The organism is Psychromarinibacter sp. S121, assembly GCF_049801035.1.
Taxonomy (GTDB): domain Bacteria; phylum Pseudomonadota; class Alphaproteobacteria; order Rhodobacterales; family Rhodobacteraceae; genus Psychromarinibacter.
Map to the genome: position 1 here is coordinate 1,006,180 of NZ_JBNAGE010000002.1, position 17,624 is coordinate 1,023,803.

Sequence of the window (17,624 nt, forward strand, 5' to 3'; positions counted from 1 at the left end):
GGTTTCAAGCCGTGTGGCGACGCTTACAGCGTGATCCGGAACCGCGCGAAACCGTCCGGACCGTCGCCCGCCAGTTCCATGTCGACGCCGGTGACCGTCTCGACATACTGCTCTGCCGCCGGGCCGGTATCGAACAGCACCGTCGCGCCATCGAGAGGGGCGAAGGTCCAGTTGGCATCCGCCGACGGGTTGATGGTGCCCTGTTCCACGATGTAGCGCACAATGACGTCGCGGTTGGTGTCCGGGCCCTCGAAGATGATCGTCGACCCATCCGCACCGGGAAAGCTGCCGCCGCCCGAGGCGCGGTAGTTGTTCGTGGCAATCACGAATTCCTGCGCGGGATCGATGGGCGCTCCGTCGAACTGAAGGTTCACGATGCGGTTCGTGTCCGGATTGATCACGTTGCCGTCGCGGTCGAACTTCATCGGCTGCGACAGGTCGATCTGATATGTCACCCCGTCGATGACGTCGAAGTTGTAGCTAGGGAAGTCGGGGTTCAGCAGCACCGCGTCGGTCGCGCCCGGCTCGACCTGGTTGAACATGCCCGCCGATCGTTCCAGCCACTCTTTCACCTGCGCGCCGGTGATCTTCACCGCGCGGATGGTGTTCGGGTACAGGTACAGGTCGGACACGTTCTTGATCGCGACGTCGCCCGCCGGAACGTCGGTATAGTACTCGGGGCCGCCGCGACCGCCGGCCTTGAAGGGCGCGGCTGCGGACAGGATCGGCAGGCTTTCGTACTCGGTGCCCTGCATCATCTGCTCGATGTACCAAAGTTGCGCCTGGCTCACGATCTGAACCGACGGGTCATCGGCCACGAGCGCGAAATAGGAATGCAGCGGTGCAGAAGTCTTGCCGACCGCGCGGCGGACATAAGCCAGCGTATCGTCGTGTTCTTTCTGGACCGCGGCTTCGACCTCGGGATCGCTTTCGACAAGCGGCGTGATGGAACGGTCCTCGTTGCGCTGCGAGATCGGGCGGGCCGAGGTCTCGGAACTGACGACCTTCCACGCGTTCCCGTCCATCTCGAGCATCAGGTCGATCAGGCCAAGGTGCGAACCCCAGAAGCCGCCCATCGTGGCGGGCTTTCCGTGGATCGTGCCGGCGGTCGTGTCGACAGCGGCGAACTCGTCATAGGTCGGGCTGGGGAACACAAGGTGGCTGTGGCCGGTCATCACGGCGTCGATGCCGTCGACCGCGGCCAGCGGAACGCTGGCGTTTTCCATGCCGTCGGTGTGGTCAGCCGATCCGATGCCAGAGTGCGACAGCGCGATCACGATATCCGCGCCGGCCTCGACCATTTCCGGCACCCACGCTTCGGCGGTTGCGACGATGTCGCGGACCTGCACGTTGCCTTCAAGGTGCTTGCGGTCCCAGTTCATGATCTGCGGCGGGGTGAAGCCGATAATGCCGACCTTGATCTGGTGCTCGTTCCCGGCGCCGTCGGTCACGGTCTTGTCGAGGATCACGTAGGGCTTGAACAGGGTCTTGTCGTCGCGCGGACCAGCACCCTGTTCCAGCGCCACGTTGGACAGCACGACGGGGAAGTCGGCGCCCGCCATCGACTTCATCAGGAAGTCGAGGCCGTAGTTGAATTCGTGGTTGCCGATGGTGGTGGCGTCGTAGCCCAGCGTGTTCATCGCGGTGATGATCGGATGCATGTCACCCTCTTTCATCCCGCGCTCGTAGGCGATGAAGTCGCCCATCGGGTTGCCTTGGATCAGGTCGCCGTTGTCCAGCAGCATCGAGTTCGTCGCCTCGGCGCGGATCTCGTCGACGATCGAGGCGGTGCGGGCAAGGCCCACCGTGTCGACCGGTTTGTCGGCGTAATAGTCGTAGGGGAAGACGTGGACGTGCAGGTCGGTCGTCTCCATCAGGCGCAGGTGCACCTGGTTCGCGGCGGCGCGGGCGGAATAGGGGTGCAGTGCGATCAGCGAGGCGCCGGCGGCGGTGCCTGCAAGAAAAGAGCGGCGGTTGAGAATGATGGAGGGCTTGGTGGTCATGTCGATTCTCCCTGGACTATGCCGCCGAGCCTATAGCCTCGGCATGTGACACCAAAGCGATGGAATACGCCGCGGCGCGTTCGCGCCGACTGGTGCCGCTTTGGGCGGCGCAGAGGGCCCGATTGCCTCGGCCGTCGGTGCGTGCCAACAAGGGTGGAAACCAAGGGGGCAGGTGCGTGCGGATCGCGGAAACGGTGACTTTCGGAGGCTCGGCGCTGAACCGGGCGGCAGAACTGCGCGGTGACGCCGCGGGCATGGCGGCACGGATGGTCGACCCCGACGCGGGCTTCCTGCCGATATGGCGCGGCAAACCCCTGTTCACCAACGCCGAGCAGGATGGGCTGGCATGGCTGCCGCCCGGTCACACTGTCGTCGCAGGGGGCGAGGCGGTGTTTCTCGGGCTGGAAGGCGACGCGCCGCGTTTCGCCTGCGATGTCTCGGACTGGGAACCTGAAGAACTTCCCGACACGCTTGGGGCCTTTCTCGACCCGTCGCAACAGCGCCATCCCGACCTGCCGGGCGCAGAGGTGTTCGCCGAACTGCGCGCGGCGATGACCCGGATGACGCCGCGCGACGCGGAACTGGCGGCCACCGCCAAGGCGGTCACCGGTTGGCACGACAGCCATGGACACTGTGCCCGCTGCGGTCAGCCGACGGTAATCGCAATGAGCGGCTGGCAACGCGACTGCCCGGCCTGCGGCACGCACCACTTCCCGCGCACCGACCCGGTCGTGATCATGCTGATCACGCGTGGCAACAAGGTCCTGATGGGGCGCAGCCCGCACTGGCCCGAGGGGATGTATTCGCTGCTGGCCGGCTTCGTCGAACCAGGAGAGACCATCGAAGCGGCGGTGCGCCGCGAGGTCTGGGAAGAGGCGGGCGTGAAGGTCGGCGAGGTCGGCTATCTGGCGTCGCAGCCGTGGCCGTTCCCCTCGTCGCTGATGTTCGGCTGCCGGGGCGAGGCGCTGAGCGACGACATTACCATCGACCCGGTCGAAATCGCCGACGCGATCTGGGTTGGGCGCGAAGAGATGATGGATGTGTTCGCCGGAAACAGCCAGCGGTTGAAACCGGCAAGGAAGGGCGCGATTGCGCATTTCCTGATTTGGAACTGGCTGGCTGACAGGCTAGACTAGCGCGGGGCAGGGCAGACAAACGGGCGAAACCGATGAAGTTTTCCACGCGCGAGGATATCGAAGCGCCGATCGAGCACGTCTGGGCATCGGTCACCCGCTTCAAGCGGTTCGAGCGGCAGTTGCTGCGTCGAGGGGCCGAGGTTGTACGCGCCGACGGCGGGCGGCCCGGACTGGGCACCGAATGGAACGTGAGGTTCCAGTACCGTGGCAAGCCGCGCACGGTAGAGGCCAAGATCACCGAATTCGACCGGCCGCACGGCATGAATCTCGCCAGCCAATCGGGCGGTGTCGAGGGTCTGGTCTCTGTCGATCTGGTTGCGCTGTCGCCGCGTCGCACGCGGCTTCAGGTGGGTGTCGAACTGACCGCGACGAACCTGTCCGCGCGGTTGCTGGTCCAGTCGCTCAAATTCGCCAAGGCCAACCTCAGCAAGCGGTTCAGCGACCGGATCTACGAGTTCGCGCAGGACGTGGAAGACGGGTACATCAACGCCGGCTAAGCGCCGGGCTTCCTTCGCATCAGCTTCGGAAGCCGGTGTCGGCGTTTGCGGCGCGATGTCCCCGCTTGCGCGGGGATCCGTGGATCATCGAAGCGAACGCCGGTCAGGCGTCCGGCGGAATGACGCCCTTGCGCAGCATGAAGCACCCGTAAAAGCGGCGTTCGCCGGTCTGGATCACCGCATAGGCTTCCTTGGCGAGGTCGTAGAACGCGAAACGCTCGATGCTGATCATCTTGCGCGGCTCGCCTTCGGCGGCGTCGATCACCGTCTGAACCTCTGCCTGAACCGGCGGGACCTCGTCGGGTGCGTCGACAATCTCCATCCGGCCCGCGAAGTCGGGCACGAACGTGTCCAGCGGCAGAACCGACAGCACGGCTTCGGCGGCCTCGGCCGAGGTCAGGTTGTCCATCCGCAGCAGGTCGCCATACACCGTCTGGTGCGCGATGCTGTCAGAGGGGAAGTTGGTGTCGGACAGGATCAGATAGTCCCCGTGACCCATGGCGCGCAAAGCGTAGAGCACCTCTGCGTTGAGGCGCGGGTCGATGCCTTTGAGCATGGTCTTCCTCCGGAAGTCTTGGGGCGGCGTCAGGCCAGACGCGCGCCCGTGGATTTGTCGAACAGATGGATCGCTGCGGGATCGGCGGCAAGGTTGATCGTGTCGCCGACACGATAATCGCCGCGTTCGCGCAGGACCGAGGTCACCTCGGATCCGCCGGAGCGGATGACAAGGTGGGTTTCGGCGCCGGTCGGTTCGACCACCGCGACCTCTCCCGGCAGACCTTCGGCGGCGGGCGACAGCGCTTCGGGGCGGATGCCCACCGTCACCTCGCGCCCGTCCTCGCAATGCGCATTGCCTGCGATCCGCAGTTGCGTCGCCCCCGTGTCGGCCATGATCACGCCGTCGCGCTGGCGCAGCACGGCCGGCAGCATGTTCATCGACGGCGAGCCGATGAAGCTTGCGACGAAAGTGTTGGCGGGCGTGTCGTACAGTTCCAGCGGCGTGCCGATCTGTTCGATATGGCCGCCTTGCATCACCACGATGCGGTCGGCCATGGTCATCGCTTCGATCTGGTCGTGGGTGACGTAGACGGTGGTCGTCTTCAGCCGCTGGTGCAGTTCCCGGATTTCGGTCCGCATCTGCACGCGCAGTTTGGCGTCGAGGTTGGATAGCGGTTCATCGAACAGGAAGACCTGCGGGTCGCGCACGATGGCACGACCCATCGCCACCCGCTGCCGCTGGCCGCCGGACAACGCGCGCGGATAGCGGTTGAGATACTCGGTCAGCCCAAGGATTTCGGCCGCGCGGCGCACCCGGTCCTGAATCTCGTCCTTCGGCATCCCGGCCATCTTCAGCGAGAAGGCCATGTTGGCGCCGACCGTCTTGTGCGGGTACAGCGCGTAGTTCTGGAACACCATCGCGATGTCGCGCTTGGATGGCGGCAGGTTGTTCACCACACGCTCGCCGATCGAGATCGTGCCGGACGTGATCCCTTCAAGTCCGGCGATCATCCGCAGCAATGTGGACTTGCCGCAGCCCGACGGGCCGACAAGCACCACGAACTCGCCATCGGATATGTCAAATTCCACGCCGTGGATGACCTCCAGCGAACCGTAGTTCTTGCGAAGATCGCGGATCCGTACCTCGGCCATGCGCCTGAATTCCTCCCTTGTCCCCTCCGGACCCGCGCAGGTTAAGCGAAGGGACAAGCGCCTGTCCATCGCCGAAATTTTAGGCCCGAAGTATGCTTGACAGGTCACGAAGACGCGCCGCACAGTTGGCCGCGTGCGACCTCGCGTCGCTGCCGGCAACGGGAGAGGAGGCCCGACCCGGCGACAAGACAGGGAGGATGTCTTTATGAGAAGAGAAGTTTACAACTATTTGCAGCGGACCGGTCGGCTTAAGCGCCGGGACGTCCTTAAAGGTATGGCGGGCATGGGTACGCTCGCCGCGTTTTCCGGCGTGTCCACCGGCGCAAGCGTGCGCCCGGCCTGGGCCGCGAGCCATGGCGCGTTGCGCGCCGAAATCCTGAAGATCCCCGGTGTGGGGATGGGCAGCCCGACGGATGCCGATTGGCAGAAGGTCGGCGAGATGTGCCTTGGCCCGATCAAGGAAGTCGTGTCCGAGGGCGAGTTCGCCGGCGTCGAACTGACGTTCATGGGGCTCAACAACCAGAACCTTCACAACTTCCTGTTCCGCGGTTTCCTGAAGCCGTGGGAGGCCTACACCGGCGCCAAAATCAACTGGATCGACCTTGCGCAGGCTGACTACAACGCCCGTCTGCAGCAGTCGATCGCCACCGGCACCGTCGACTTCGACATCATCGAGATGGGTGCGCCCTTCGAGGGTGACGTTCTGGGCCGCGGCATGGCATCCGAGATGCCCGACTGGGTCGCCGAGATCATCGACATGGACGACTACGTCGACTACCTCAAGGCGCCGGTCGGCACGTGGGACGGCAAGACCTACCGCGTCTCGATCGACGGCGACTGCCACACCTTCGCATACCGCAAGGACTATTTCGGCGAGGGCTCGCTGACCGGGCGCGAGGTGCCGACCACCTGGCAGGAAATCAACGAGGTCTCGAAGATGCTGGCCGGTCAATCCGACCCGCTGACCGGGCTGGATGCGCATGGCTATCTCGACCCGCTGAAGGGCTGGGGCGGCTTTGGCTTCTACTTCCTCGAAAACCGCGCCGCGCCCTACGTGAAGCATCCGGACGATCCGGCCTGGCTGTTCGACCCGGACACCATGAAGCCCCGCGTCAACAACCCGGGCTGGGTGCAGGCGATCCAGGACGTGATGGATCTCATCGCGACCGAGAACGCCTATCCGCCAGACCAGATCAACGCCGACCCCGGCACGACCGCGTTCCAGCAGTTCCTTGCCGGCACCGGCTCGATGCTGACCTGGTGGGGCGACGTGGGCTCTAGCGCGCGCACCTCTGACACCTCGGTGGTGGGCGACGTCGTGGGCTTTGGCATCAACCCGGCCTCGGACCGTCGCTACAACGCGGCGTCCGGCGAATGGGAAGACACCATGAACGAGGCGCCGAACATGGCCTACCTCGGGTGGGGCGTCTATGTCATGGCCACGGTCGAAGGCGACGAGAAGAAGAAGAAAGCCGCATGGTCGGCTGCCGCGCACCTTGGCGGCAAGGACCTGTCGCTGTGGGCTTCGGCCTATCCGTCGGGCTTCCAGCCCTACCGCAACTCGCACTTCCAGTACGACGAGTGGGAAGAAGCCGGGTACGACCGCGAGTACATCGAGGACTATCTCGGATCGAACCTCGACAGCTACAACCACCCCAACGCGGCGCTGGAACCCCGTATTCCGGGCATCTTCCAGTACTACTCGGTCGCCGAGGACGAACTGGCGAAGGGCTTCGCGGGCCAGTACGGCAGCGCGCAAGAGACCGCCGACGCCATCGCGGCAGCGTGGGAGACGATCACCGACCAGATCGGCCGGGACCAGCAGATCGAGCTGTACAAAGCCTCGCTGGGTCTGTGAGTTGATCCTGTTGACGAAACCTCGGGGCGCGGCGCAGGTCGCGCCCCGTTTCTTCCAGCCGGAGGATTGCCTTGCGCTGGCTGATACGCGGCATGCTGGTGGTTTTGGTTCTGCTGGGGGCGTGGCACGCCCTGCAATGGAACTTCTACCGCGGCGCCCTGCCGGAGGGGCTGGGTATCTGGTGGCGCAGCTATGCGCAGAACCGCACATGGGGCTTCGGGCCGGGCGGCAACGAGACGGGCTTCAACGAATTCATCCTGCCGGACGCGGCGGCCGAACGGTTGGCCAAGGGCGGGCCGGACTATCTTGCGACGCTGGAGCCGATCGGCTCGCGGCGCGGGTGGTTCAGGGATGGCGGCTTTGCCGGCTGGTCCGAGACGCCGGTCCCGGTGGAACCGCCATGGGTGCTGCGGCCCGGCCACGCAGTTGCGGGGACGGGGCCGGACGGGCCGTCGATCTTGCACCTCCTCGACCGGTACGGCGGCCTGATCGCGATCCCGCCAGAGCGCAGGGCGCGGATCGACACCGCGCTGACCGCGCCGGGGAGTTTCTATGCATTCGGCGCGGGAGGACGGGTCATCGTCATCTCGCCGCCGCAACGACGCGCATGGGTGGCCTACGCGGGCTGAGCCGCTGCGCATCAGGGGGAGACACAGGGTAATGGCAACGGAAGAGGGCGACCTTCTTCACGTCGTGACGGACGACGACATCGGGCCGGGACGCAGGCGCATCGGCCATTTGCTGGTCTGGGGCTCGTTCGGGCTGCTGATCGCGGTTTTCGCGGTGCTGACGCTGGCGCAGACCGGCCGGATCGGGCTGGAATTCGGCAACTGGCGTCCGGCGCTGTACGCGGCGCTGTTCTGGGGCATCTGCCTAGGCGTCGCGCAGGTGGTGCTTTACGGCGAACAGGGCAAACGGACGCTGTTCATCCTTCCGGCGACCCTGTTCGTGATCGCGATGGTGGTGTTCCCGCTGGTCTTCGCGCTGGGCATCGCGTTTTCGAACTGGAACCTGTCGTCGCTGGAGGGCCGCAGCTTCAACGGCTTCGACAACGTGGTGCAGATGTGGAACGACCCGTTCTACTGGAACGCGCTGAAGAACATGGTCTGGTACACGCTGGCGATCATCGTGGAATACGTCATCGCGCTCGGCCTTGCCCTGATCCTTGCCAGCGAGATCAAGGCGCGGAAGTTCTTCCGCGTCGCGTTCCTGTTGCCGCTGATGCTGTCTCCGGTCGCGGTGTCGTGGATGATCGGCAAGTCGATGCTCGAGGGCCGCTTCGGCCCCATCGCGCGGCTGGCGCGCTGGCTGGGCTGGGACCGGCCCGCCTTTTTCTCGGACCCCGAGATCGCGCGGACCATGATCATGATCATGGATGCCTGGACCTTCATTCCCTTCATGATGATCATGCTGCTGGCGGGGCTTCAGGCGATCCCGCGCGACGTGCAGGAAGCCGCCCGCGTCGACGGCGCGTCCGGTTGGCGCGGCTTCTGGGAGGTCACCTTTCCGCTGATGCTGCCGGTGTCGATCACCGCGATCCTGATCCGCATCATCTTCAAGCTGAAGCTGGCCGACATCATCATCAACGTCACCTCCGGCGGCCCCGGCGGCGCGACGGACAGCGTGACCAGCTTCATCTTCCGCGAATACCGTGACCGGTCGAACGTGGGCTACGGAACATTGCTGGCGATCGTCTATCTCGTGCTGATCGTGATCTCGATCACGATCTTCATGAAGCTCGTCGACCGCTGGATGAATCCGAGGTACTGATATGACCGACGCAACCCAGACCTCTGCCCAGATCTTTCATGACAGCGAGCACGACACCGGCGGTCGCGTGAAATGGTTCGCCGGGCGCCTGGCGATCTACGGCATCCTGATCATCTGGACCATCGTGTGCTTGTTCCCGATCTACTGGACGCTGACGACCTCGTTCAAGCTGGCGCCGAACGTGATGCAGGGCCACATGATCCCGTGGGTGGACTACCAGCCAAGCTGGAAGGGCTTCGAAAGCATCGGCATGTCGCCGCGCCTGCTGGGACAGGAATCGACGGTGCGCGAGGAATTCCTGAAGCGCTTCACCAATTCGGTGATCACGGCGGGCTCGGCCTCGTTGCTGGCGGTGATCCTCGGGTCGATGACGGCCTACGGCCTGTCGCGGTTCCGCTATCGCTTCGGCTTCATGCGGAACCCGGACATCTCGTTCTTCTTCCTGTCGCAGCTGATCCTGCCGCCGGTGGTGCTCGCCCTGCCGTTCCTTGTGCTCTACAAAGAGCTCGACTTTCTCGACACCCGGATCGGGCTGATCCTGCTGTATACGCTGACGGTGCTGCCCATCGTCATCTGGATCATGCGCGACCAGTTCCAGTCTATCCCGGTCGAACTGGAAGAGGCCGCGCTGGTCGACGGCCTGTCGATCTGGGGGGCGTTCCTGACCATCGTCCTGCCCATCGCGCTGCCGGGCATGGTAGCGGCCTTCATCCTGTCGCTGGTGCTGACGTGGAACGAGTACTTCTTCGCAGCGCTTCTCACCTCTACGGACGCCAAAACGCTGCCGGTGATGGTCGCGTCCCAGACCGGATCGCAGGGGATCAACTGGTGGGCGATGGCGGCGCTGTCCTCGGCGGCGATCATCCCGCTGATCATCATCGGCGTCCTGCTGGAACGCTACATCATCAAGGGGATGGCCGCAGGCGCGGTGAAGTGATGGACGGGGTTTGGCCCCGTCGCACCGGAGGTGCGCATTAATGAGTTAGGGGGGCTTGGCCCCCCCTGCGCCTGCGGCGCATTCACCCCCAGGATATTTGAGGACCAAAGAAGCTGGGGGTTGCGGGCCTAGTGCGCCGCCACCGACACGGTGTCGACGATGGAGCGGCCACCGTCCACGGTCAGGATCTGGCCCGTCATGAAGCCCGAGCCCTCGGACGCAAGAAACCGCGTCGCCTCTGCCAGTTCGGTCGCGCTGGCGATCCGGGCAAGCGGCGTGTTGCGGATGATGTCGTCCCGGCACCCTTCCTTGATCTTCAGCGTGTCCTTCAGGCTGGCGCTCATGACGCTGCCGAAGGCCACCGCGTTGACGCGGATGTTGTGCGGAGCAAGCGCCACCGCCATCGCGCGGGTCATCTGGTCCAGCGCTGCGCAACTGATCGAATAGCCCAGCAGGTCCGGATGGGTGCGGCGCGCAGCGATCGAGCTGAGGTTTACGATGGACCCCTGACACGGCTTGTCCTCTTCCTCGGCCTGCTTGATCATCCGCTTGGCGACAAGCTGGGTCAGGCGGAGCGAGGTCATGAGGTTCTGCTGTAGCAGTTGCTCGACGCTGTCCTCTTCCGGGCACAGCGCTTCGGAATAGGCGACCTGACGGCTGGCGTTGACGAGGATGTCGACGGTGTCGAACGCGTCGATGGTCGCCGAGAGCAGGTTGGCGATCGACAGCTTCTCGCGCAGGTCGCCGGCGAAATAGCGGGCGCGGGAGTCGTCTTTCGAAGCCTCTTCGCCGATCTCGCGCACAAGGCCCTCTTCGTCCATGTCGGCGAAGACGACGTTGGCATCCATTTCGAGGAAGTGCCGCGCGATCGCGAGACCCACGCCGTTTGCGGCGCCGGTCACGATGGCGGTCTTGCCTGCGATGGAGAAAGACATGAGTGAGTGTCCTGATTCCTGAGGGGCAGCCTAGCGGCGGTTCCCGCTATCGGGAAGCGCCCTTTGCGGCAATGGGTTTCGCGGCGCAAAGGATCTTGAACCGGCCGGTCCCGGCCAGTTCCTCGACCTCGCGAAAGCGCGCGCGGGCCTCGGTCTCGTAGGGCAGGTGACGGTTCGCAACCATCCAGAGACGGCCCGAGGGTTTGAGCATCGCGGCCGCCGCCGCGATGAAGCCGCGGCCAAGCGCGGGGTCGGCGGCGCGGCTGGTATGGAAGGGCGGGTTCGACACGACGGCGTCCACCGGCGAGCCGGGCCGCCACGTCAGCGCGTCGGCCCAGTGGAACTGTGCGCGGGGATCGTTGACGTTCAGACGGGCGCAATCCAGCGCGGCGCTTTCAGCCTCGACCAGATGCAGTTCCTCGACCCCGCTGCGCTTCAGGACCTCTGCCGCCAGATAGCCCCACCCGGCGCCAAGGTCGACGACCCGCTTGGGCATCGCCTGCGGCAGCACCTCGGCCAGCGCGGCGGATCCGGCGTCGATCCCGTCGGCAGAGAACACGCCCGGCGCGGTGACGAAGCCGCCGATGTCCTGCCCGGCTTCCGGCGCGGCCCAGGCCGAGAAATCGCCGGTCGCGGTGAAGATCTTGCCGTGCGCTTTCGAGATCACCTCGCCCACGCTGCCAAGCTTGCGGCAATCGCGCAGCAGGCTTTCGACGCCGTCGTCCTTCTGCCCGTCAACGATCACGGTGCCGCCGGTCAGGGCCGCCGCCTGCGCCACCAGGGCGCGCGCCTCGGCCTTGGCGCGGGGCACGCAGACCAGCGCGGCGGCAAAGTCGCCCTTGGGCGCGATGCCGGTGTCGTAGCCCTGCGACGCGAAAACGTCGTGGTCGGGGCGGAAGCCCTGTATCACCTGCACGCGGTCCTTCGGCAGCGCCGAAAGGTCCGCGCCGGCGCGCGGGCGGAACACTGCGATGCGGCCGGCATCGGGCAGCTGGCACGCGCCGTTTTCCAGCGCGGTGGTCAGTCGTGTCGAGGACATGGGGTGCGGGCCCGGGGCCCTATTCCTTTTCCATGGTGCACTGCAGCGGATGCTGGTGCCGGCGGGCGAAGTCCATGACCTGACCCACCTTGGTCTCGGCAATCTCGAAGCTGAACACGCCGACCACGGCGACGCCTTTCTTGTGGACGGTCAGCATAAGTTCGAACGCCTGCGCGTGGTTCATGCCGAAGAAACGCTCCAGCACGTGGACCACGAACTCCATCGGCGTGAAGTCGTCGTTCAGAAGCAGGACCTTGTAGAGGGGCGGGCGTTTCGTCTTCGCACGCGTCTCCACCACGACGCCGGTATCCCCGCCGTCATCGTCCTTGTTCGTCATGATCTCGGGCCAATGCATCCCGTGCATAAACTCCGCCGAATGTCTTGATTGCCTGGAGCGACTATATAAGGTCACCGTTCCCCATGAAAAGGGGGGCCATGGCCCTGTGGCGCCCTATACAGAGTAAGTTGGACGGATGGCGGAAAAGTTAACGACGATCGCGTTCGATGCGGACGACACATTGTGGCACAACGAGCAGTTCTACCGCATCACGCAGGACCGATTCTCCGAGCTGTTGGCGGACCACGCCGATCCCGATCACCTTGACCGGCGCCTGTTGGAGGCCGAGCGGCGCAACATCGGCCACTACGGATTCGGCATCAAGGGCTTCATGCTGTCGATGATCGAGACCGCGATCGAGGTGACCGACAGCCGGGTGCCAGCGACCGTGATCTCGGAAATCATCGCGGCGGGGCAGGAGATGCTGCGCCATCCGATCGAGCTTTTGCCGCATGCCGAGGATGCCGTCGCCGCGGCGGCCGAGCGCTATCGGGTGCTGCTGATCACCAAGGGCGACCTGCTGGACCAAGAGCGAAAGCTGGCGCAGTCGGGGCTGGGCGATCTGTTCGACGGGGTCGAGATCGTCTCGGACAAGACCGCGCCGGTCTATTCGCGGATCTTCACCAGCCACGCCGACGGCCCTGCACGGGCGATGATGGTGGGCAACTCCATGAAATCCGACGTGCTGCCCGCGATCGAGGCGGGCGGCTGGGGCGTCTATGTCCCGCACGGCCAGACCTGGGCGCTGGAACATGCAGAGCCGCCCGAGGGGCACGGCCGCTTCCGCGAGATCCCCGATCTTGGTGCATTGATGCCACTATTGTTCGAATTTGAATAGCCGCGCTGCCACATTCTCGCCACAAAGGAAACATCTAGCGGTCGCGCGCGGCCTATCCGCAACATGTCGCGCGTCGCTTGAAGAGGTATTTCAAACACATTGAAAATCTTCTGTTTTCGGCTTTCGGGGGCCATGCTACGCTGACCTCAATGATTTGACCGGGCGAGAAACGATCCGGCGGAACGAGGCAGTACAGGATTGGTGACGTGACCGCGCGCCTTAAGCACATGGCCCGTCTGGGTCTTTTCTTCGTTATTGTAGCATTCTTCGCGCCCCTGTCGGCGGCAGCAGCGCCTTATGCAGCATATGTGATAGACGCCAGGACCGGAGAGGTCCTGCATTCGGACAACTCCGAAACCCGGCTCCACCCGGCATCGCTGACCAAGATGATGACGTTGTACATCGTCTTTCAGGCCGTGGAGCACGGCGAGATCACGATGGACACCGAGGTGACCATCTCGAAATTCGCGGCGTCAGAGCCGCCCTCGAAACTCGGCCTGCGCCCGGGGCAGCGGATCAAGCTGCGGTACCTGGTGCGGGCGGCGGCGATCAAGTCGGCCAACGACGCGGCGACCGCGCTGGGCGAGGCGATCTCGGGCTCCGAGGCGGCCTTCGCCGAACGGATGAACCGGACCGCCAAGGCGATGGGGATGCGGAACACGACCTTCCGCAACGCGCACGGCCTGACCGACAGCGCCCACCTGTCGACCGCGCGGGATATGGCGCTGCTGGGGCGGCACCTGTTCTACGACTATCCTGAATACTACAACCTGTTCAGCCGCATCACGACCGATGCCGGGCTGCGCGAGGTGGCGAACACGAACCGCCGCTTCCTGAGCGCCTACAAGGGCGCCGACGGGATCAAGACCGGCTACACCCGCGCCGCGGGCTTCAACCTCGTCGCCTCGGCAGAGCGGGGCGGGGTACGCATCATCGCCGCCGTCTTCGGTGGACGTTCGACCCCGTGGCGGAACGAGGAAATGGCGCGCCTGCTGGACCTCGGGTTTTCCAAGGCGCCGTCCCGCGTGGCCGTGCGCCGCCCGGCCAAGCCGGCCTATACGCCGGGCGCGGACCTCGGCCGCATCCGCTATGCGCAGCGCGCGCCCGACCGTAGCCCGATGCCGCGCCTGCGGCCCGGACCCGGCGTCGAGGCGCTGCCGGACGAATTGCTGGTCGCGATGGCCGAGACCATCGAGGAAACGGTGGTCGCCATCGAAGCGACGGCGCCCGCGGCCTCGACCCTGCCCGAAGGCGCCCGCACGCCGCCGCCCTCGAATCCGGGCGTGGTGACCGCCGCGCTTCCGGTCGGCGAACCTGCGCCCCTGCCGGTGCCACGCCCGGCGTCGCTGACGACCGAGGTCGCCGCGGCCCCCGATCCGGTGGTCGAAGCGGAACGCGTCGTGGTCGAACGGCTGTCCACCAGCGGCGACCGCCACTGGGGCATCAACGTGGGCCTGTACAGCTCGCGCTATCAGGCCGAGCGGGTGCTGTTGCAGACCGCGCTGACCGAACTGGGCACGCTGGACGAGGCGCTGCGGAAGGTGAAGCAGAGCAACAAGGGGTTCGAAGCGAACTTCGTCGGGCTCACCGCCGAAGCCGCCGAGATGGCCTGCGAACGACTGAAGGCGCGCAACATCGCCTGCACCACTATGGGCCCGGCGTCCTAAGCCAAAGTGCCGCAAGGTGCCGGGGGGCGTTGCCCCCCGCGCGCAGATTGCGCGCTCCCCCCGAGGTATTTCGAAAGAGAAGAAGCAGCCCACGCGCGGCGCTTCTTTGGTCCCAAAATATCCTGGGGGAGACGCGCGGCACGCGCGGCGGGGGCAAAGCCCCCAATGATGCGCAACGCGGGCGGGATCAGGCGACGGCGGCGTCGTCCATGAAGGCGGCGGCCATCAGTTCCTTCGTGTAGTCGGATTGCGGGTTCTCGAAGATTTCTTCGGCGGTTCCCGATTCCACCACGTCGCCCTGTTTCATCACGAACACCCGGTGCGACAGCGCGCGCACCACCCTCAGGTCGTGGCTTATGAACAGGTAGGCCAGCCCGTGCTTTTCCTGCAGACGACGCAGCAGGTCGACGATCTGGACCTGCACCGTCATGTCCAGCGCAGACGTCGGTTCGTCCAGCACCACCAGTTTGGGGCGCAGCACCATGGCGCGGGCGATTGCGATGCGCTGCCGCTGGCCGCCGGAGAATTCGTGCGGGTAGCGATCCATCAGGGCCGGGTCGAGGCCGACCTCGGTCATGATCTCTGCGACCAGCTCGCGCCGGGGCCGATGATCTTCGGAGCCATGGATCTTCAGCCCCTCCGATATGATCTGCTCGACCGTCATCCGGGGGCTGAGCGAGCCGTAGGGGTCCTGGAACACGATCTGCATTTCCGATCGCAGGTCGCGCATTGCGCCGCTGCGAAGGTTCTGGATCGGGCGGCCGTCGAAGACGATTTTCCCCTCTGACGAGATCAGCTTCATGATCGCCAGCGCCAGCGTCGTCTTGCCGGACCCGGATTCGCCCACGATCCCCAGCGTCTCGCCCGCGCGCACGCTGACGGAGGCGTCGTTCACCGCTTTCACGTGACCCACGACCTTGCGCAGCAGGCCGCGCTGGATCGGGAACCAGATGCGCAGATGCTCGGTCTCGACGATCTCGGGTGCGTTGGCCGGGACGGGCAGGGGATGGCCCGCCGCCTCGGCGCTGAGCAGCTTGATGGTGTAGGGGTGGGTCGGGTTGTCGAAGATCTCGGCGGTGGTGCCCTGTTCGACGATCTCACCGTCCTTCATCACGCAGACCCGGTCGGCGAAACGCCGGACGATGTTCAGGTCATGGGTGATGAACAACAGGCTCATCCCCTCGGCGTCTTTCAGTTCGGCCAGCAGGTCGAGGATCTGCGCCTGGATCGTGACGTCCAGTGCGGTGGTCGGTTCGTCCGCGATCAGAAGGTCCGGCCCGTTCGCCAGCGCCATCGCGATCATCACACGCTGCCGCTGGCCGCCGGACAGCTGGTGCGGGTAGTCCTTCAGCCGCGTTTCGGCATCGCGGATGCCCACCTTTGTCAGCAGTTCGACGATCCGGTCCTTGACCGCCGCGCCGCGCAGGCCCTGGTGCAGTTCGATCGACTCGCGCAGCTGCTTTTCCAGCGTGTGGAGCGGGTTCAGCGAGGTCATCGGTTCCTGGAAGATGAACGAGATGTCGTTGCCGCGCACGTTCTTCAGTTGCTCGAACGAGGCGCCGACCATCTGCTGGCCCTTGTAAAGGACCGAGCCGTCCACCTCGGCGCTGTCGGGCAGCAGCGAGACGGTGCTGAGCGCCGTCACCGACTTGCCCGAACCGGACTCACCCACAAGGGCCACGGTTTCGCCCTTGCCGACGGTGAAGCTGTTGCCCTTCACCGCGTGCACCGTCGCGCCGTCCTGGCGGAAGCGCACGTTCAGGTCGCGGACTTCGAGGATCGGCGTCATGCGAAGGTCTTTCTGGGGTCGAAGGCGTCGCGGATGCCTTCGAAGACGAAGACGAGAAGCGACAGCATGATGGCGAAGGTGAAGAACGCCGTGAAGGCCAGCCATGGCGCCTGCAGGTTCTGCTTGGCCTGAAGCGTCAGTTCACCCAGCGACGGGGCCGACGAGGGCAGGCCGAAGCCAAGGAAGTCCAGCGAGGCCAGCGTGCCGATGGTGCCGGTGATGATGAAGGGCAGCATGGTCAGGGTGGCGACCATCGCGTTCGGCAGCATGTGGCGGAACATGATGGTCCAGTTGCCGACCCCCAGCGCCCGCGCCGCGCGGACGTATTCGAAGTTGCGTGCGCGCAGGAATTCCGCGCGCACCACGCCCACCAGTGCGGGCCAGCCGAACAGCGCGGTCAGGAACACCAGCAGCCAGAAACTTCGGCCCAGGATCGCGAACATGATGATGATGATGTAAAGCGACGGGGTGGAGACCCAGATCTCGATCAGGCGCTGGAACACAAGGTCCAGCCACCCGCCGAAGAAGCCCTGCACCGCGCCCGCGATGATGCCCACGACGCTGGCAATCGAGGTCACGATGATGGTGAACAGGATCGACAGTCGGAAGCCGTAGATTACCCGCGCCAGCACGTCGCGGGCGGTGTCGTCGGTCCCCAGCCAGTGCTGGCTGTCCGGCGCCGACGGCGCGGTGCCCGAGATGTCGTTGATTGTGTTGTAGGAATAGGGGATCGGCGGCCAAAGCATCCAGCCTTGTTCGATCGCCCCGCCATCGACCGTGCCGGTCTCGGCCTGCGCCATCACGCCTTCGGGGTCGTCGAAGCAGCTTTCCAGCCCGCCCGAGACGATCAGGCATTTTACCTCGATATCGGCATAGACCGCCTCGGTCGCGAAATCGCCGCCGAACTGGGTCTCGGGATAGAACTTGAAGATCGGCATGTAGTAGTCGCCGCGGTAGTTCACGAGGATCGGCTTGTCGTTGGCGAGGAACTCGGCGAACAGCGACAGGCCGAACAGGATGCCGAAGATGATCGCCGACCAATAGGCCCGGCGGTTGCGCTTGAAGTTGCGCCAGCGGCGCTGGTTCAGCGGCGACAGGGTCATCCGCCGGCGGCGGACGGGCGGCACCGGTGCCGCGGGATCGCCGGGCGTGGGTTCGGGTTGCAGAC

At 65.2% G+C, this 17,624-nt stretch carries 16 protein-coding genes; 8 read left to right on the plus strand and 8 right to left on the minus strand.

Translation table 11 applies throughout. From position 1 onward, the window contains the following. Positions 1-23 precede the first annotated feature (23 nt). Positions 24-2,003 carry a bifunctional 2',3'-cyclic-nucleotide 2'-phosphodiesterase/3'-nucleotidase gene (locus ACP156_RS13370; protein WP_425051828.1) on the minus strand — a complete coding sequence of 660 codons (1,980 nt, stop codon included), beginning with the start codon at positions 2,001-2,003 and terminating at the stop codon, positions 24-26. Positions 2,004-2,179: 176 nt separating this feature from the next. On the opposite strand from ACP156_RS13370, the gene nudC reads away from it, so the two are divergent. Further along, a complete protein-coding gene (gene nudC / locus ACP156_RS13375) occupies positions 2,180-3,139 on the plus strand; it encodes an NAD(+) diphosphatase (RefSeq protein ID WP_425051829.1) in 960 nt (319 codons plus the stop codon). A gap of 32 nt (positions 3,140-3,171) precedes the next feature. Next, complete coding sequence (locus ACP156_RS13380) at positions 3,172-3,636, plus strand: SRPBCC family protein (RefSeq protein ID WP_425051830.1); 465 nt, start codon at positions 3,172-3,174, stop codon at positions 3,634-3,636. Positions 3,637-3,739: 103 nt separating this feature from the next. Here ACP156_RS13380 and ACP156_RS13385 read toward each other — a convergent pair whose 3' ends face one another. Both ACP156_RS13385 and ACP156_RS13390 read right to left on the minus strand, forming a co-directional pair. Next, a complete protein-coding gene (locus ACP156_RS13385; RefSeq protein WP_425051831.1) occupies positions 3,740-4,192 on the minus strand; it encodes an RbsD/FucU family protein in 453 nt (150 codons plus the stop codon). A gap of 29 nt (positions 4,193-4,221) precedes the next feature. Continuing rightward, the gene (locus ACP156_RS13390; RefSeq protein WP_425051832.1) at positions 4,222-5,286 is read right to left on the minus strand and encodes an ABC transporter ATP-binding protein; all 1,065 of its coding nucleotides are present in this window, start codon (positions 5,284-5,286) and stop codon (positions 4,222-4,224) included. Between the two features lie 283 nt (positions 5,287-5,569). On the opposite strand from ACP156_RS13390, the gene ACP156_RS13395 reads away from it, so the two are divergent. The 4 genes from ACP156_RS13395 (at position 5,570) to ACP156_RS13410 (ending at position 9,851) form a co-directional block, all read left to right on the plus strand. Beyond that, the gene (locus ACP156_RS13395) at positions 5,570-7,144 is read left to right on the plus strand and encodes an ABC transporter substrate-binding protein (protein WP_425051833.1); all 1,575 of its coding nucleotides are present in this window, start codon (positions 5,570-5,572) and stop codon (positions 7,142-7,144) included. 71 nt (positions 7,145-7,215) lie between these two features. Next, complete coding sequence (locus ACP156_RS13400; RefSeq protein WP_425051834.1) at positions 7,216-7,773, plus strand: hypothetical protein; 558 nt, start codon at positions 7,216-7,218, stop codon at positions 7,771-7,773. Positions 7,774-7,804: 31 nt separating this feature from the next. Continuing rightward, complete coding sequence (locus ACP156_RS13405; protein WP_425051835.1) at positions 7,805-8,914, plus strand: carbohydrate ABC transporter permease; 1,110 nt, start codon at positions 7,805-7,807, stop codon at positions 8,912-8,914. 1 nt (position 8,915) lies between these two features. After that, positions 8,916-9,851 carry a carbohydrate ABC transporter permease gene (locus ACP156_RS13410; RefSeq protein ID WP_425051836.1) on the plus strand — a complete coding sequence of 312 codons (936 nt, stop codon included), beginning with the start codon at positions 8,916-8,918 and terminating at the stop codon, positions 9,849-9,851. A gap of 128 nt (positions 9,852-9,979) precedes the next feature. On the opposite strand, the gene ACP156_RS13415 is transcribed toward ACP156_RS13410, so the two are convergent. From ACP156_RS13415 to clpS, 3 genes are read right to left on the minus strand one after another with little or no spacing between them, the layout of a single operon-like run. Continuing rightward, entirely contained in the window at positions 9,980-10,786 is an 807-nt protein-coding gene (locus tag ACP156_RS13415; protein WP_425051837.1) for an SDR family NAD(P)-dependent oxidoreductase, read from the minus strand. A gap of 46 nt (positions 10,787-10,832) precedes the next feature. Beyond that, positions 10,833-11,825 carry a class I SAM-dependent methyltransferase gene (locus ACP156_RS13420; protein WP_425051838.1) on the minus strand — a complete coding sequence of 331 codons (993 nt, stop codon included), beginning with the start codon at positions 11,823-11,825 and terminating at the stop codon, positions 10,833-10,835. Between the two features lie 19 nt (positions 11,826-11,844). Then, positions 11,845-12,162, minus strand: a complete 318-nt coding sequence (gene clpS / locus ACP156_RS13425; protein ID WP_425051839.1) for an ATP-dependent Clp protease adapter ClpS — start codon at positions 12,160-12,162, stop codon at positions 11,845-11,847. A 136-nt stretch (positions 12,163-12,298) separates the two neighbouring features. Between clpS and ACP156_RS13430 the strand changes: the two genes are divergently transcribed. Then, positions 12,299-13,000 (plus strand): HAD family hydrolase, encoded by a 702-nt coding sequence (locus tag ACP156_RS13430; RefSeq protein ID WP_425051840.1) that lies wholly within the window; start codon positions 12,299-12,301, stop codon positions 12,998-13,000. 227 nt (positions 13,001-13,227) lie between these two features. Further along, a complete protein-coding gene (locus ACP156_RS13435) occupies positions 13,228-14,667 on the plus strand; it encodes a serine hydrolase (RefSeq protein ID WP_425051910.1) in 1,440 nt (479 codons plus the stop codon). 187 nt (positions 14,668-14,854) lie between these two features. Here ACP156_RS13435 and ACP156_RS13440 read toward each other — a convergent pair whose 3' ends face one another. Together ACP156_RS13440 and ACP156_RS13445 are read right to left on the minus strand one after the other, a co-directional pair. Beyond that, on the minus strand, positions 14,855-16,456 hold the full coding sequence (locus tag ACP156_RS13440; RefSeq protein ID WP_425051841.1) for an ABC transporter ATP-binding protein: 1,602 nt from the start codon (positions 16,454-16,456) through the stop codon (positions 14,855-14,857). Then, a complete protein-coding gene (locus ACP156_RS13445) occupies positions 16,453-17,559 on the minus strand; it encodes an ABC transporter permease (protein WP_425051911.1) in 1,107 nt (368 codons plus the stop codon). The genes ACP156_RS13440 and ACP156_RS13445 overlap by 4 nt, the downstream gene beginning before the upstream one ends. Between the last annotated feature and the right edge of the window lie 65 nt (positions 17,560-17,624).